This is a genomic window from Legionella lytica, from assembly GCF_044626755.1.
GTDB classification, from domain to species: Bacteria; Pseudomonadota; Gammaproteobacteria; order Legionellales; family Legionellaceae; genus Legionella; species Legionella lytica_A.
This window is the reverse complement of the sequence record NZ_JBGORX010000016.1, coordinates 1-15,578: the sequence shown is the minus strand read 5'-3', so window position 1 is coordinate 15,578 and position 15,578 is coordinate 1. Positions and strand designations below refer to the sequence as shown.

Genomic DNA, 15,578 nt, shown 5'->3' with positions numbered 1-15,578 from the left:
CGACGTAACAGGTACTTGCGACTTGCCGGAAGGTGTTGAAATGGTAATGCCAGGCGATAACGTACAATTAGTAATTAACCTACATGCTCCTATTGCGATGGATGAAGGTTTGCGTTTCGCAATTCGTGAAGGTGGCCGTACAGTGGGCGCTGGTGTTGTTGCGAAAATTATAGAGTAAGGGTGAAATGTTGGCATGCGTTTACGATGACGCATGCCAAGTAAATTTAGGCCAGTAGCTCAATTGGCAGAGTGGCGGTCTCCAAAACCGCAGGTTGGGGGTTCGATTCCCTCCTGGCCTGCCAACTACAAGTGAATATGAAAAGTTCAAACGAAAATCCAAATAAGACAAAAGATATTTTATCTTGGCTAGCTGTGGCTTTACTGACGGCTGGCGCATTCTTTTGCACCTACTATTACACTTTTTCAGGGCCAGTTCAGTCTATGGTATGGCTGGGATGGTTCTTACTGTCTATGTTTTTTGCTTACCTAACAACCACAGGCAAACAAGTTTATCAATTTGCGCAAGAGTCAAAAATTGAATTGCTGAAAGTTGTTTGGCCTACACGTCAAGAGACGATACAGACAACAACAATTGTTATTGTTATGGTTACATTAACTGGATTTATTCTTTGGGGAATAGATTCACTAATGATGTGGGCAATTGCTAAAATAACTCATTTAGGGTGAATTCGGTGGAAGAGCAGAAGTCAAAGCAATGGTATGTAGTACATGCCTATTCAGGTTATGAGAATTTTGTTATGCGCGAAATTTTGTCTCGTGCAGTACACCACAATTTACAAGATAAAATTGGTGAAGTTGTAGTTCCTTCTGAAGAAGTTGTTGAAATGCGTTCCGGGCAAAAGCGCAAAAGTACACGCAAGTTCTTCCCTGGCTATGTTTTAGTAAACATGGTTATGGATGATCAAACTTGGCATATGATTCGTGCGATTCCTCGTGTATTAGGCTTTATTGGCGGAACCAGTCAGACTCCTACACCAATTACTGATAAAGAAGCACGTGCAATTATGCAACGTGTTGAAGACGGGGTTACTAAACCTAGACCTAAAATACTCTTTGAGCCTGGTGAAGTTATCAGGGTTAAAGAAGGACCATTTGTTGACTTTAACGGTGTTGTTGAAGAAGTTAACTATGAGAAAAACAGACTAAGAGTGGCGGTTCTTATTTTTGGACGTTCTACTCCTGTTGAGCTTGAATTTAGTCAAGTTGAAAAGACTTAGTTTGTAAGTGCCTAGACCAGCATTTTTTACTGTAGGCTTTAAGTCTACGGTAGGGTGCTGGCCAGGCTTTTTTTGTAAAACTGGGGAGCTAGATATTGAGGTGACAAAGTTAATTTGTTACTGAAACTAGTGTTTGACCCGTAAGGAGTAAAGATGGCAAAAAAAGTAGAAGCATATATTAAGTTACAAATTCCTGCCGGTAAGGCGAACCCAAGTCCACCAGTTGGTCCTGCATTAGGTCAACGTGGTGTGAATATCATGGAATTCTGTAAAGCATTTAACGCTGCAACACAACAGTTGGAACAAGGTTTACCTATTCCTGTTGTCATTACAGTTTATAGTGATCGCAGCTTTACCTTTATCACTAAGACCCCTCCAGCTTCAGTACTATTGAAGAAAGCTGCAGGTATTGCAAGTGGAAGTGGTACACCTAACACTAAGAAAGTGGCTAAACTTCACGTCAGTAAACTTGAAGAAATCGCGAAGCTTAAGGCACCTGATTTAACTGCAGCAGATTTAGCCGCAGCAGTTAGAAGTATTGCAGGTACTGCGCGTAGCATGGGTATTGAAGTTGAAGGTTTAGAATAAGGGGTCACCATGGCAAAAGTAACTAAGAAACAAAAGAATATTGCAACAGTAGTTAAGCCAAATCATTTATATACTGTTAGCGATGCTGTTGCTGTATTAAAGCAATTTGCTTCAGCAAAATTTCGTGAAAGCTTAGATATCAGTGTTAACTTAGGGGTTGATCCTCGTAAATCTGACCAAGTTGTTCGCTCATCTACTAACCTGCCAAAGGGTACTGGTAAAGTAGTTCGTGTTGCTGTATTCGCTCAAGGCGATAATGCAACTAAAGCAAAAGACGCTGGTGCTGATATTGTTGGTTTTGAAGATTTAGCGGAGCAAATTAAAGCGGGTAAAATGGACTTCGACGTTGTTATTGCAACTCCAGATGCAATGCGAATCGTAGGTCAATTAGGTCAAGTTCTTGGTCCAAGAGGTTTGATGCCTAACCCTAAGGTTGGAACTGTTACTACAAACGTAGAAGTAGCAGTTAAAGATGCTAAGTCTGGTCAGGTACGTTATAGAACTGACAAAAATGGTATTATCCATTGTTCAGTTGGTAAAGCAGATTTCGCAGCTGAAGATGTGCTAGAAAACATTGTTGCTTTAATTAGTGACTTGAAAAAAGCAAAACCATCTTCATCTAAAGGTCAATACCTGAAGAAAATTTCTTTATCTACAACTATGGGTCCTGGATTACCTATTGATATTTCATCTTTACCTGTGTAAAATGTCCACCCATTTTTAAGAATTCACGGCATAGATTTGGTTCCATGCCGTCGAAGACCGCAGGAGCCTCGGCTTAATTTCCTGCGCAGACGGTGAACCGGCTCCATTTAAAAGAGGCGGCCACCATAACTGGCAAATCCTTGAGATTTGTTTACATTAGGAGGTCAGTAACGTGACATTAAATTTAGCTGCAAAAAAAGCAGTAGTTGAAGAGGTGGCTGAAGTCGCTTCTAAAGCTATTTCCGCAGTTGTTGCTGATTATCGTGGTTTAACTGTTAATCAAATGACGCAATTACGCACTGAAGCGCGTAAAGCTGGTGTCTATCTTCGAGTTGTACGAAATACTTTAACTCGTAGAGCATTTAAAGACACTGAGTTTGAGTGCTTGAGTGACATGCTTGTTGGTCCGTTGTTCGTTGCTTTATCTATGGACGCGCCCAGCGATGCTGCACGTCTACTTAAAGATTTTGCTAAGACCTTCGACAAACTTGAAGTCAAAGCATTATCAGTAGGCGGAAAAGTATACGCAGCAAGTCAAATTGACGCAGTTGCAAGCTTACCGACTAAGGATGAAGCAATTGCTAAGTTGATGTATGTAATGAAAGCGCCAGTTGAGAAATTTGTTAGAACTCTTGCTGAGCCTCACGCTAAGTTAGTGAGAACTATAGCAGCAGTAAAAGACAAAAAAGCAGGTTAATCCTTTAATCATTAATTAATTTTTTTTAAATCAGGAGCTAGTAATGGCTGTGTCTAAAGACGAAATTTTAAATACCATAGCAAACATGTCTGTTATGGAAGTTGTTGAACTAATCGAAGCAATGGAAGAGAAATTCAATGTTTCTGCTGCCGCTGCTGCTGTTGCAGTTGCTGCTCCAGCTGCTGCTGCTTCTGCTGCTGAAGAGCAAACTGAATTCAACGTAGTTATGACTAGCTTTGGCGCTAACAAAGTTAACGTAATTAAAGCGGTTCGTGAAATTACAGGTTTAGGCTTGAAAGAAGCTAAAGACTTAGTAGAAGGTGCTCCTTCAACAATTAAAGAAGCTGTATCTAAAGATGAAGCTGCTAACCTCAAGAAGTCTCTTGAAGAAGCTGGTGCTACAGTAGAAGTTAAATAATATAGTTGTATCTATGAGATTAAACCCAGCCATGTTTTCATGGCTGGGTTTACGTGTTTGAAAGTCATCAATAATTTACAGAGGAACCACCATGGCCGTTGCAGAAGCTAAACCTCAATATTCGCATGCTGAGAAAAAACGATTTCGCAAGAGCTTTGGTACCCAAGCCGATAAAATGGCGATACCAAATCTGCTTGAAATTCAACTTAAATCCTATAGAGATTTTCTTCAGGCCGATAGCAAATTAAGTCAACACTTTAATACAGGATTACATGCTGCATTTTCTTCTGTATTTCCTATCGAAAGTTTTTCTGGTAATGCACGACTTGAATATGTTGGTTATAAGCTGGGCGAGCCCGCATTCGATGTTCGCGAGTGTAAGTTACGTGGTTTAACCTATTCTGCACCGTTACGGGTTAAGATAAGACTTGTTGTTCTGGATAAAGACGCAAGCGAAGAGCCTAAGCCAATTAAAGATATTAGAGAACAAGATGTATTCATGGGTGAAATCCCTCTAATGACTGATGTAGGTACATTCGTTGTGAATGGTACTGAACGTGTTGTGGTTTCACAGTTACATCGTTCACCTGGTGTTATATTTGAGCATGATAAAGGTAAAACTCATTCATCAGGTAAATTACTTTATTCAGCACGCATTATCCCTTATCGTGGATCGTGGCTTGATTTTGAGTTTGATCCTAAAGATTGCGTTTATGTTCGTATTGATAGACGACGTAAGCTGCCGGTTAGTATCTTACTAAGAGCATTAGGATACGAAACTGAAGACATCCTGAGCGAATTCTTTGAAATAACCAACTGCCATCTCAAAAATGGTGAGTATCATATTGAACTGATACCACAGCGTTTGAGAGGTGAGATTGCTTCATTTGATATTCTTGTACCTGAAACGGGTGAACTAATTGTTGAGCAGGGCAGAAGAATTACAGCTCGTCATATTAAGCAAATGGAAAAAAGCCAAATGCAAGATCTCGTGGTACCTAGAGATTATATGGTTGGCAAAACATTAGCTAAAAACATCATTGACACCCTGACTGGTGAAGTCGTAGCGCAAGCAAATGATGAAGTAACCGATGAGTTGTTAGATAAAATGGCTTCTCATGGTATTCATCAGTTCGATATGATTTATACCAATGATTTAGATCATGGTTCTTATATTTCTGATACGGTCAAAATTGACCCCACTTCAAGTCAATTAGAAGCGCTGGTAGAAATCTACCGCATGATGCGTCCTGGTGAGCCACCAACTAAAGAAGCGGCTGAAGCTTTATTCAAAAACTTATTCTTTGTTGATGAGCGCTATGACCTGTCTGCTGTTGGGCGTATGAAGTTTAATCGCCGTGTAGGCAGAAAAAATGATGATGGTCCTGGAACATTGACCAAAGAAGACATCATGGCAGTAATTAAGACGCTTATTGACATTCGTAATGGTATTGGCATGGTCGACGATATTGACCATCTTGGTAACCGTCGTGTACGAAGTGTTGGTGAAATGACTGAAAACCAATTCCGAGTTGGTTTAGTTCGTGTTGAGCGTGCAGTTAAAGAGCGTCTCAGTTTAGTTGAATCTGAAAACTTAATGCCGCAAGATTTAATTAACGCGAAGCCAGTATCTGCAGCGATCAAAGAGTTCTTTGGTTCAAGCCAGTTGTCTCAGTTCATGGATCAGGTTAACCCATTATCAGGGGTTACGCATAAGCGTCGTGTATCAGCATTAGGCCCAGGTGGTTTAACGCGTGAACGCGCAGGTTTCGAGGTTCGTGACGTACATACCACTCACTATGGCCGCGTATGCCCAATTGAAACACCTGAAGGTCCAAACATTGGATTGATTAACTCTCTATCAGTTTACGCAAGAACCAATGATTACGGTTTCATTGAAACCCCTTGCCGTAAAGTAATTGATGGTCGTGTAACGGATGATATTGAATACTTGTCTGCAATTGAAGAAGTAGACCAATACATTGCACAATCGAGTGTTGCTTTAGATGAGAATGGCAACATCCTTGCGGACTTAGTTCCTTGCCGACATCAGAATGAGTTTTCATTAACTACTCCTGATAAAATTAACTACATGGATATTTCGCCAAAGCAGATCGTTTCTGTAGCTGCTTCGTTAATTCCATTCTTAGAGCATGATGATGCGAACCGTGCGTTAATGGGTTCAAACATGCAACGTCAGGCAGTACCCACTTTGCGCTCGGAGAAACCTTTAGTTGGAACTGGAATGGAGCGCATTGTTGCTTCTGACTCTGGAGTTTCTGTTGTTGCTAAACGTGGTGGAGTAATTGACTTAGTTGATGCATCCCGTATCGTAGTTCGTGTTAATGATGACGAAACAACTGCTGGTGAGACTGGGGTAGATATTTATAACTTAACTAAATACTTCCGCTCAAACCAAGATACATGTATTAACCAAAGACCAATCGTAAATACTGGTGATTTAATTCAACGTGGTGATATCCTCGCTGATGGTCCTTGTACGGATATGGGTGAGTTAGCATTAGGTCAAAACTTGCTTGTAGCATTTATGCCTTGGAACGGATACAACTTCGAGGACTCGATTCTTATTTCTGAGCGTATTGTCCAAGAAGATCGTTTTACTACTATTCATATTGAAGAGTTAACTTGTATTGCTCGTGATACTAAGTTAGGCACAGAAGAGATTACTGCTGATATTCCAAACGTAGGTGAGTCTGCATTATCTAATCTGGACGAGGCTGGGGTTGTATACATCGGTGCTGAAGTTAAAGCAGGTGATATTCTTGTAGGCAAAGTAACACCCAAGGGTGAAACACAACTTACACCTGAAGAGAAATTATTACGTGCAATCTTCGGTGAAAAAGCTTCTGACGTTAAAGATTCATCTTTACGGGTTCCTTCCGGGATGAACGGTACCGTAATTGACGTACAAGTATTTACTCGTGACGGCCTAGATAAAGATGCTCGTGCGAAAAGCATTGAAGAAGAGCATTTAGCTCGTGTGCGGAAAGACTTAGTGGATGAGCGCAGAATCCGCGAAGAAGACATTTACCATCGTGTCGCTAATTTAATTCTTGATAAAGTAGCAACCGGCGGTCCAGCTAGCTTAAAACCAGGTTCAACTGTAACTCAAGAATACTTGGATAAAGTTGAAAGACAAAAATGGTTTGATATTCGTTTAGATAATGATGCGATAAGCCAGCAATTAGAACAGCTTTCAAAGCAACTTGAAATGTTGTCTAAAGAGATGGAAAAACGTTTTAACGACAGCCGTAAGAAAATCATTCAAGGTGATGACTTAGCGCCTGGCGTATTAAAGATCGTTAAAGTATATCTAGCGGTTAAGCGTAGAATTCAACCTGGTGATAAGATGGCAGGTCGACATGGTAACAAAGGGGTTATCTCTATTGTTGTACCTGTTGAAGACATGCCTCATATGGCAGATGGAACGTCTGTTGATATCGTACTAAACCCACTAGGCGTACCTTCGCGTATGAATATTGGTCAGGTACTAGAAACACACCTTGGTTTAGCTGCTAAAGGCTTAGGCCATAAGATTGCAGCGTTGTTAGATACGAAGCAATCAGCGGATGAAATTAAGTCATTCTTAACCAAAATATATAACCATGACGGTGTACAACGCGTTAATCTTGATTGCTTAAATGAAGAAGAGTTATTCCGTTTGGCAGATAATTTACGAGCTGGGGTGCCAATGGCAACACCAGTATTCGATGGCGCTTCTGAAGAAGAAATCAAGAGCATGTTATTACTGGCAGGTTTATCTCCTGATGGTAAGACTACATTGACTGATGGTAGAACTGGAAATAAATTCGATAATCCAGTTACAGTTGGTTACATGTACATGTTAAAACTTAACCACTTAGTTGATGATAAGATGCACGCTCGTTCAACTGGTTCTTATAGCTTGGTAACGCAACAACCACTAGGCGGTAAAGCACAGTTTGGAGGACAGCGTTTCGGAGAGATGGAAGTATGGGCACTTGAAGCATATGGTGCTGCATATACATTACAAGAAATGTTGACTGTAAAATCAGATGACGTTGGTGGTAGGACGAAGATCTATAAGAATATTGTCGATGGTGATCATCGTATGGACCCCGGAATGCCAGAATCATTTAACGTATTGTTAAAAGAGATTCGTGCACTGGGTATTGATATTGAATTAGATCACGATTAACCGTATCAGCGATACATACTGATTAACCAATTTTTGGAGACATAGACTTGAGTACTCTAAACGACGATCCTATGAATGAACCGATGAGAAAAGCTCCAGTGATGAGCGACTTGCTTGGGATTCTCAAGCAACAAGGGCAAAGTGAAGAGTTCGACGCAATTAAAATTGCGTTGGCCTCTCCGGAATTAATCCGCTCTTGGTCTTATGGTGAGGTAAAAAAACCAGAAACGATCAATTACCGTACCTTTAAGCCTGAGCGGGATGGTTTATTCTGTGCTAAAACGTTTGGCCCAGTAAAAGATTATGAATGTTTATGTGGTAAATATAAGCGCTTAAAACACCGTGGTGTTATTTGCGAAAAATGCGGTGTTGAACTGGCATTAGCTAAAGTACGTCGTGAGCGTATGGGACATATCGAACTGGCTAGCCCAGTTGCGCATATTTGGTTCTTAAAATCATTACCCTCCAGAATTGGTTTATTGCTGGATATGACTTTAAGAGACATCGAACGTGTTCTTTACTTCGAAGCATTTGTAGTTGTTGAGCCTGGTATGACTGAGCTTGAGCGTGGTCAATTGCTTAACGATGAAGCTTATCTTGATGCTATGGAACAATACGGCGACGAATTCGATGCGCGTATGGGTGCTGAAGCAATCCGTGATCTATTACGTCAAGTTAGCCTTGAAGATGAAATCAAAAATCTACGCGAAGAGTTACCTACAACTAGCTCTGAAACTAAGATTAAGAAGATTACTAAGCGCTTGAAATTATTAGAAGCGTTTTACGAGTCAGGAAACAAACCTGAGTGGATGATTATGGACGTATTGCCCGTTCTTCCACCAGATTTAAGACCTTTAGTTCCTCTAGATGGCGGTCGTTTTGCGACCTCAGATCTTAACGATCTTTATCGTCGTGTGATTAACCGTAACAACCGTTTGAAGCGTCTACTTGATTTAAATGCTCCGGATATTATCGTACGTAACGAAAAACGTATGTTACAAGAGTCAGTTGATGCCTTATTAGATAACGGTCGTCGTGGTAGAGCAATTACTGGTACTAACAAGCGTCCACTTAAATCATTAGCAGATATGATTAAAGGGAAGCAAGGTCGTTTCCGTCAAAACTTACTCGGTAAGCGTGTTGACTACTCCGGCCGTTCAGTAATTGTGGTAGGTCCTACACTTAAATTACACCAGTGCGGTTTACCGAAGAAAATGGCTTTAGAGCTATTTAAACCATTTATTTTCAGTAAATTAGAATTTAGAGGTTTAGCTACAACAATTAAAGCCGCTAAGAAAATGGTTGAACGCGAAGAGTCTGTAGTATGGGATATTTTAGATGATGTTATTCGTGAACATCCTATCCTGTTAAACCGTGCACCAACCTTACATAGATTGGGGATTCAGGCATTCGAACCGGTATTAATTGAAGGTAAGGCGATTCAATTACACCCATTAGTTTGTACTGCATATAACGCGGACTTCGACGGGGACCAAATGGCGGTTCACGTTCCACTAACTTTAGAAGCACAGTTAGAAGCTCGTTCGTTAATGATGTCTACAAACAATATTTTATCACCAGCAAGTGGCGAACCAATTATTGTTCCTAGCCAGGATGTAGTATTAGGTTTGTATTACTTAACTCGTGAAAAAGTTAATGCTCTAGGCGAAGGCAAAATATTTGTTAGTGCTCAAGAAGCGCAGAACTTCTATGAATCAAACCATCTTGATATTCATGCGAAAATCAAAATTCGTATGGCTAAAGAAAATGATGAAGAGGGCTATCATCTGGTAGAAACAACAGTTGGACGTGCAATTCTTGCTGAAGTATTACCTAAGGGAATGCCTTTTGCCACAATTAACCGTACTATGACTAAGAAAGTAATTACTAAGGTGATCGACGGCTGCTATCGTATATTTGGTTTAAAAGAAACTGTTATGTTCGCGGATAAGCTAATGTATACCGGTTTCAAATATGCGACTCGCTCTGGTGTATCTATTGGTATCGAAGATATGGAGATTCCAGACGATAAAGCCAGCATTATTGAGCATGCAGACAATGAAGTTCGCGAGATTGAATCGCAATTCCGTTCAGGTCTGGTAACTAACGGTGAACGTTATAACAAAGTAATCGATATTTGGTCGCGTACTAACGAATTAGTCGCTAAATCGATGATGACCAAAATTGCGACCGAAGCAGTTACTGATGCTCGAGGCAACGAAACACGCCAAGAATCATTTAACCCAATCTTTATGATGGCAGATTCGGGAGCGAGGGGTTCTGCGGCGCAGATTAGACAGCTAGCAGGTATGCGTGGTCTGATGGCGGCTCCAGATGGCTCGATCATTGAGACCCCAATCACCGCAAACTTCCGTGAAGGTTTGAACGTATTCCAGTACTTCATTTCAACTCACGGTGCGCGTAAAGGTTTGGCAGATACGGCATTGAAAACTGCGAACTCAGGTTATCTGACTCGTCGTTTAGTTGATGTTGCCCAAGACGTTGTTATTACAGAAGATGATTGCGGCATTGATACTGGTATTCTAATGCAACCTCTTATTGAGGGTGGTGATATTGTTGAGCCACTACATGAGCGTGTATTAGGCCGTGTGGTTGCTGCCGATGTTTATATTCCAAACCAAACTGAACCTGTGGTTACTGCAGGTACTTTATTGGATGAGGATTGGGTTGAACAGTTAGAGAAACAAAGTGTGGACCAAGTAATGGTTCGTTCGCCCATCACCTGTCAAACCCGCTTTGGGCTCTGTGCTAAATGTTATGGCAGGGATCTAGCTCGAGGACACTTGGTAAACACGGGAGAAGCTGTAGGTATTATTGCTGCTCAGTCAATCGGTGAACCTGGAACTCAGTTGACCATGCGTACCTTCCATATTGGGGGAGCTGCGTCAAGAGCAACAGCTGCTAACAATATTCAAATTAAGACTAAAGGGGTTATTCGCTTACATAACATTAAGACGGTAACTCATGAGAACAAAAACCTGGTTGCGGTATCGCGTTCAGGGGAAGTAACTATTGTTGATGAGTTCGGACGTGAGCGTGAGCGTTATAAGCTGCCTTATGGTGCGGTGATTTCGGTTCAAGATAACTCTCCTGTTGATGCAGGACAGGTAATTGCAACTTGGGACCCACATACTCACCCAGTTATTTCAGAAGTGAGTGGTTATTTGAAGTTCGTTGACTTAATCGACGGTATGACCATGAACAGACAAACCGATGAATTAACCGGTTTAAGTAATATTGTAATTATCGATGCGAAACAACGTAGTGCAGCAGGTCGTGATTTACGTCCTATGGTTAAATTAGTAACAGTCAACGGTGAGGATATCTTCTTGGCCGGTACTAACGTTCCTGCACAATACTATTTACCTGTAGATGCGATCGTTAACTTTGAAGATGGCGGTCTAGTAGGTATTGGGGATGTCATTGCACGTATTCCTCAAGAACGCTCTAAAACACGCGATATTACCGGGGGTCTTCCACGGGTAGCTGACTTGTTTGAAGCGCGTAAACCAAAAGATTCTGCAGTTATGGCGGAAGTATCTGGATTGGTTAACTTTGGTAAGGAAACTAAGGGTAAACGACGACTAATAATCAATGTGTCCGAAGATCAATGTCATGAAGAGTTGATACCTAAATGGCGTCATATTTCTGTGTTTGAAGGGGAGCATGTAGAGCGTGGCGAAATGATCGCTGAGGGTGCACTCAATCCACACGACATATTACGTTTATTAGGTGTGGGCGCATTGGCAAATTATATTGTTAACGAGGTACAAGATGTATATCGTTTACAAGGTGTGAAAATTAATGACAAGCACATCGAAGTAATTGTTCGACAAATGCTACGTAAGCGAGTTATTACTTTTGCTGGTGATTCTAAATTCCTGGCTGGTGAGCAAATCGAAGAAAGCGCTATGCTGCAAGAAAATGATAGGCTTATTGCGGAAGGAAAACAGCCTGCTCGTGGTACACCAATTTTATTGGGTATTACTAAGGCATCTTTGGCTACGGAATCATTTATTTCAGCTGCATCATTCCAAGAAACAACTCGAGTTCTGACGGAAGCTGCAGTAAGTGGTAAAGTTGATGATTTACGTGGATTAAAAGAAAACGTGATGGTTGGTCGCTTGATTCCTGCGGGAACAGGTTATGCTTATCATCAAAGCCGGAAGGCAAAAAGAGCTAAGGCTGCAGCTGGTGAGCATGTAATGCACACTGTTACTGCGAGTGATGTTGAACATGCGTTAAGCGAAGCATTAAACGCAGATAATCAAGAACACTAGTTCGGATCTAAGATACGGCAGATTAAAACTTGACAAATCTGTCGTATCTATATAGAATCCGGCCTCCTTATGCATTCGAAATAATCACAAGAGAATATCGGAGTGAAGTACAAATGGCTACTATTAATCAGTTAGTAAGAAAGCCTCGTGTGGACGTAAAGAAGAAAAGTAACGTACCTGCACTAGAGTCATGTCCACAGCGACGCGGTGTGTGTACACGCGTTTATACTACTACACCTAAAAAACCTAACTCAGCGATGCGTAAGGTTGCTCGTGTACGTTTAACTAATGGATTTGAAGTTTCATCATACATTGGTGGTGAAGGCCACAACCTCCAGGAGCACTCTGTAGTGTTAATCCGCGGTGGTCGTGTTAAAGACTTACCGGGTGTGCGTTATCACACAGTAAGGGGTAGTTTAGATACGTCAGGTGTTAACGATCGTAAACAAGGTCGTTCTAAGTACGGTACCAAAAAACCTAAAGATAAAAAATAACTGATTGTAGGAAATCGAAATGCCTAGAAGAAGAGAAGTCCCCAAAAGAGAAATTTTGCCAGATCCTAAACATCACAGTGAACTGTTAGCAAAATTCATTAATGTATTAATGGTCAGCGGTAAAAAATCAACTGCTGAGAAAATTATTTACGGTGCACTTTCTGTTATGGAAGAGCGCATCAAGAAAATGAAAAAGTCAGATGAAGACGGTGAATCAGGTTCTACAAGCGCTACTGGTTCTAGCCCTGTTCTTCGTTACTTTGAAGATGCATTAAACAACGTTCGGCCAAGTGTTGAAGTTCGTTCACGTCGTGTTGGTGGTGCTACTTACCAAGTTCCTGTTGAAGTAAGACATGACCGCAGCATCGCTTTAGGCATGCGCTGGATTGTTCAAGCAGCTCGTTCACGCGGTGAAAAGGGTATGATGCTACGTTTGGCTGGTGAATTGTCAGACGCTTTTGAAAGTAAAGGCTCTGCAGTTAAGAAACGTGAAGATACTCATAAGATGGCAAAAGCTAACCAGGCGTTTGCGCATTTTAGATGGAACTAAGAGAGAGGTAATCCGTGTCTACTCCATTACAATTATATAGAAACATAGGTATTGCAGCACACGTTGATGCGGGTAAAACCACAACAACAGAACGCGTGCTGTATTATACCGGTATGTCTCATAAGATTGGTGAAGTACATGACGGTGCTGCAACAACTGACTGGATGGTTCAGGAGCAGGAGCGCGGCATTACCATTACTTCAGCGGCTGTTACATGCTTTTGGTCTGGAATGGATAAACAGTTCCAACCCCATCGCATTAACATCATTGATACTCCAGGACACGTAGACTTCATGATTGAAGTTGAACGTTCCTTGCGTGTTCTTGATGGAGCTGTTGTAGTATTTGACTCCGTATCTGGAGTTGAGCCTCAATCTGAAACTGTATGGCGTCAAGCGAATAAGTATGGTGTTCCACGCATCGTATTCGTTAATAAAATGGATAGAATGGGCGCAAACTTTTTGCGCGTTGTTGACCAAATTCGCCAAAGATTAGGTGCTAACCCCGTAGTTCTTCAATTGCCAATTGGTGCAGAAGAAGAGTTTAAAGGGGTTATTGACTTAATTAAAATGAAAGCAATTGAGTGGGATGACGAAAGCAAAGGCATGACCTTTAAATACGTTGATATCCCTGCAAATATGCAAACTCAATGTGAAGAGTTCCGTGCATTAATCGTAGAAGCTGCAGCAGATGCAAGCGAAGAGTTAATGGAAAAGTATCTTGAAGGCACAGAAATTTCTGAAACAGATCTTAAAGATGCTTTACGCCATTTAACTGTAAGCAACAAAGTTGTACCTGTTTTCTGCGGTTCAGCCTTTAAAAATAAAGGTGTGCAGGCTGTATTGGATGGGGTCATTGAATATCTACCTTCACCAGTAGATGTTCCTGACGTTCAGGGTATTGATGAATTTGGTGACCCAACTACACGTGCAACAAAATATGATGCACCTTTCTCGGCCTTAGCATTCAAAATTGCTACAGACCCTTTTGTTGGGACGTTAACATTTATCCGTGCTTACTCTGGTACACTAAAAAGCGGTGATACGCTGTTTAACTCTGTTAAAGAAAAAAGAGAGCGTATCGGCCGAATAGTACAAATGCACGCTAATGCTCGTGAAGAGATTAAAGAAGTAAGAGCTGGTGATATTGCCGCTGCGGTAGGTTTAAAAACAGTGACAACAGGTGATACTTTATGTGATCCAGATCATGTTGTTATTCTGGAGCGTATGGATTTCCCTGATCCTGTAATTGCAGTAGCTGTTGAGCCAAGAACTAAAGCAGACCAAGAAAAAATGGGTATCGCGCTTGGTAAATTAGCTCAAGAAGATCCTTCCTTCAGAGTTCATACTGACGAAGAGTCAGGGCAAACGATCATTGAAGGTATGGGTGAGTTACATCTTGAAATTATTGTTGACCGCATGAAGCGTGAGTTTAATGTGGAAGCAAATGTTGGTAAACCCCAAGTAGCTTATCGTGAAACGATAAAACAAGCTGTTGAGCAAGAAGGTAAATTCGTACGCCAGTCTGGTGGCCGTGGTCAGTTCGGACATGTATGGATTAAAATTGAGCCTCAAGAGCCTGGCAAGGGTTATGAATTTATCAATGAAATTGTTGGTGGTGTTATTCCTAAAGAATACATTCCAGCAGTTGATAAAGGGATTCAAGAGCAAATGCAAAACGGTGTTATCGCTGGCTATCCTGTAGTGGATGTTAAAGTGTCACTGTTTGATGGCTCATTCCACGAGGTAGACTCTAGTGAAATGGCATTCAAAATTGCGGGCTCTATGGGTTTCAAACAAGGTGCATTGAAGGCAAAGCCTGTTTTACTCGAACCAATAATGAGTGTTGAAGTAGTTACTCCTGAAGATTACATGGGAGATGTTATGGGTGACCTTAACAGACGTCGTGGTTTAGTTCAGGGGATGGAAGACTCACCAGCGGGTAAAATTGTTAGAGCTGAAGTACCACTTGCAGAGATGTTTGGTTATTCGACCGATTTACGTTCTGCTACCCAAGGAAGAGCAACATATACTATGGAATTCTCTAAGTATGCTGAAGCTCCAAATAACATTGCTGAAGCAATTATCAAGAAACAATAAAAGTTAACGAGGTTATTGAAATGGCGAAGGAAAAATTTGAGCGTAAGAAGCCACACGTTAATGTGGGAACAATCGGTCACGTAGACCATGGTAAGACGACTTTAACTGCAGCTATTACTACAATTATGGCGAAAAAATTTGGTGGAACTGCTAAAGCATACGACCAAATTGATGCAGCTCCAGAAGAAAGAGAGCGTGGAATTACAATTTCTACAGCTCACGTAGAATATGAATCATCTGCAAGACACTACGCGCACGTAGACTGCCCAGGACACGCTGACTATGTTAAA

Annotated in this window: 13 protein-coding genes and 1 tRNA gene; all 14 read left to right on the top strand. The window is 41.3% G+C overall.

Features of this window, described 5'->3' with window-relative positions; translation table 11 throughout:
* Nucleotides 1-178 (top strand): EF-Tu C-terminal domain-related protein (locus ACD661_RS16730; protein WP_472975195.1); only part of this gene is annotated, 178 nt, incomplete at its 5' end.
* A gap of 48 nt (nucleotides 179-226) precedes the next feature.
* Nucleotides 227-302 (top strand) — tRNA-Trp (locus ACD661_RS16725).
* 13 nt (nucleotides 303-315) lie between these two features.
* Nucleotides 316-687 carry a preprotein translocase subunit SecE gene (secE, locus tag ACD661_RS16720; RefSeq protein WP_400188982.1) on the top strand — a complete coding sequence of 124 codons (372 nt, stop codon included), beginning with the start codon at nucleotides 316-318 and terminating at the stop codon, nucleotides 685-687.
* A 5-nt stretch (nucleotides 688-692) separates the two neighbouring features.
* On the top strand, nucleotides 693-1,238 hold the full coding sequence (nusG, locus tag ACD661_RS16715; protein ID WP_165485224.1) for a transcription termination/antitermination protein NusG: 546 nt from the start codon (nucleotides 693-695) through the stop codon (nucleotides 1,236-1,238).
* Between the two features lie 153 nt (nucleotides 1,239-1,391).
* Nucleotides 1,392-1,826 (top strand): 50S ribosomal protein L11, encoded by a 435-nt coding sequence (gene rplK, locus ACD661_RS16710; protein ID WP_133138061.1) that lies wholly within the window; start codon nucleotides 1,392-1,394, stop codon nucleotides 1,824-1,826.
* 9 nt (nucleotides 1,827-1,835) lie between these two features.
* Entirely contained in the window at nucleotides 1,836-2,531 is a 696-nt protein-coding gene (rplA, locus tag ACD661_RS16705; RefSeq protein ID WP_400188981.1) for a 50S ribosomal protein L1, read from the top strand.
* A gap of 172 nt (nucleotides 2,532-2,703) precedes the next feature.
* Entirely contained in the window at nucleotides 2,704-3,228 is a 525-nt protein-coding gene (rplJ, locus tag ACD661_RS16700) for a 50S ribosomal protein L10 (RefSeq protein WP_400188980.1), read from the top strand.
* Nucleotides 3,229-3,271: 43 nt separating this feature from the next.
* The gene (gene rplL, locus ACD661_RS16695) at nucleotides 3,272-3,646 is read left to right on the top strand and encodes a 50S ribosomal protein L7/L12 (RefSeq protein ID WP_400188979.1); all 375 of its coding nucleotides are present in this window, start codon (nucleotides 3,272-3,274) and stop codon (nucleotides 3,644-3,646) included.
* A 91-nt stretch (nucleotides 3,647-3,737) separates the two neighbouring features.
* A complete protein-coding gene (gene rpoB, locus ACD661_RS16690) occupies nucleotides 3,738-7,844 on the top strand; it encodes a DNA-directed RNA polymerase subunit beta (RefSeq protein WP_400188978.1) in 4,107 nt (1,368 codons plus the stop codon).
* A gap of 101 nt (nucleotides 7,845-7,945) precedes the next feature.
* A complete protein-coding gene (rpoC, locus tag ACD661_RS16685) occupies nucleotides 7,946-12,145 on the top strand; it encodes a DNA-directed RNA polymerase subunit beta' (RefSeq protein ID WP_400188983.1) in 4,200 nt (1,399 codons plus the stop codon).
* A gap of 113 nt (nucleotides 12,146-12,258) precedes the next feature.
* On the top strand, nucleotides 12,259-12,639 hold the full coding sequence (gene rpsL / locus ACD661_RS16680; RefSeq protein ID WP_010654837.1) for a 30S ribosomal protein S12: 381 nt from the start codon (nucleotides 12,259-12,261) through the stop codon (nucleotides 12,637-12,639).
* Nucleotides 12,640-12,658: 19 nt separating this feature from the next.
* Nucleotides 12,659-13,189: a 30S ribosomal protein S7 gene (gene rpsG / locus ACD661_RS16675; RefSeq protein ID WP_400188977.1), complete on the top strand. Its 531-nt coding sequence runs from the start codon at nucleotides 12,659-12,661 to the stop codon at nucleotides 13,187-13,189.
* Between the two features lie 14 nt (nucleotides 13,190-13,203).
* On the top strand, nucleotides 13,204-15,288 hold the full coding sequence (fusA, locus tag ACD661_RS16670) for an elongation factor G (protein ID WP_400188976.1): 2,085 nt from the start codon (nucleotides 13,204-13,206) through the stop codon (nucleotides 15,286-15,288).
* Between the two features lie 20 nt (nucleotides 15,289-15,308).
* The coding region (locus ACD661_RS16665) for a GTP-binding protein (protein ID WP_400188975.1) at nucleotides 15,309-15,578 on the top strand (270 nt) is incomplete at its 3' end.

Coding starts and splice junctions, on each gene's coding strand:
- rpoB (WP_400188978.1), top strand. CDS start 3,738: ATGGCCGTTGCAGAAGCTAAACCTCAATATTCGCATGCTGAGAAAAAA.
- rplK (WP_133138061.1), top strand. CDS start 1,392: ATGGCAAAAAAAGTAGAAGCATATATTAAGTTACAAATTCCTGCCGGT.
- rplA (WP_400188981.1), top strand. CDS start 1,836: ATGGCAAAAGTAACTAAGAAACAAAAGAATATTGCAACAGTAGTTAAG.
- secE (WP_400188982.1), top strand. CDS start 316: ATGAAAAGTTCAAACGAAAATCCAAATAAGACAAAAGATATTTTATCT.
- rplL (WP_400188979.1), top strand. CDS start 3,272: ATGGCTGTGTCTAAAGACGAAATTTTAAATACCATAGCAAACATGTCT.
- rpsL (WP_010654837.1), top strand. CDS start 12,259: ATGGCTACTATTAATCAGTTAGTAAGAAAGCCTCGTGTGGACGTAAAG.
- rpoC (WP_400188983.1), top strand. CDS start 7,946: ATGAGCGACTTGCTTGGGATTCTCAAGCAACAAGGGCAAAGTGAAGAG.
- rpsG (WP_400188977.1), top strand. CDS start 12,659: ATGCCTAGAAGAAGAGAAGTCCCCAAAAGAGAAATTTTGCCAGATCCT.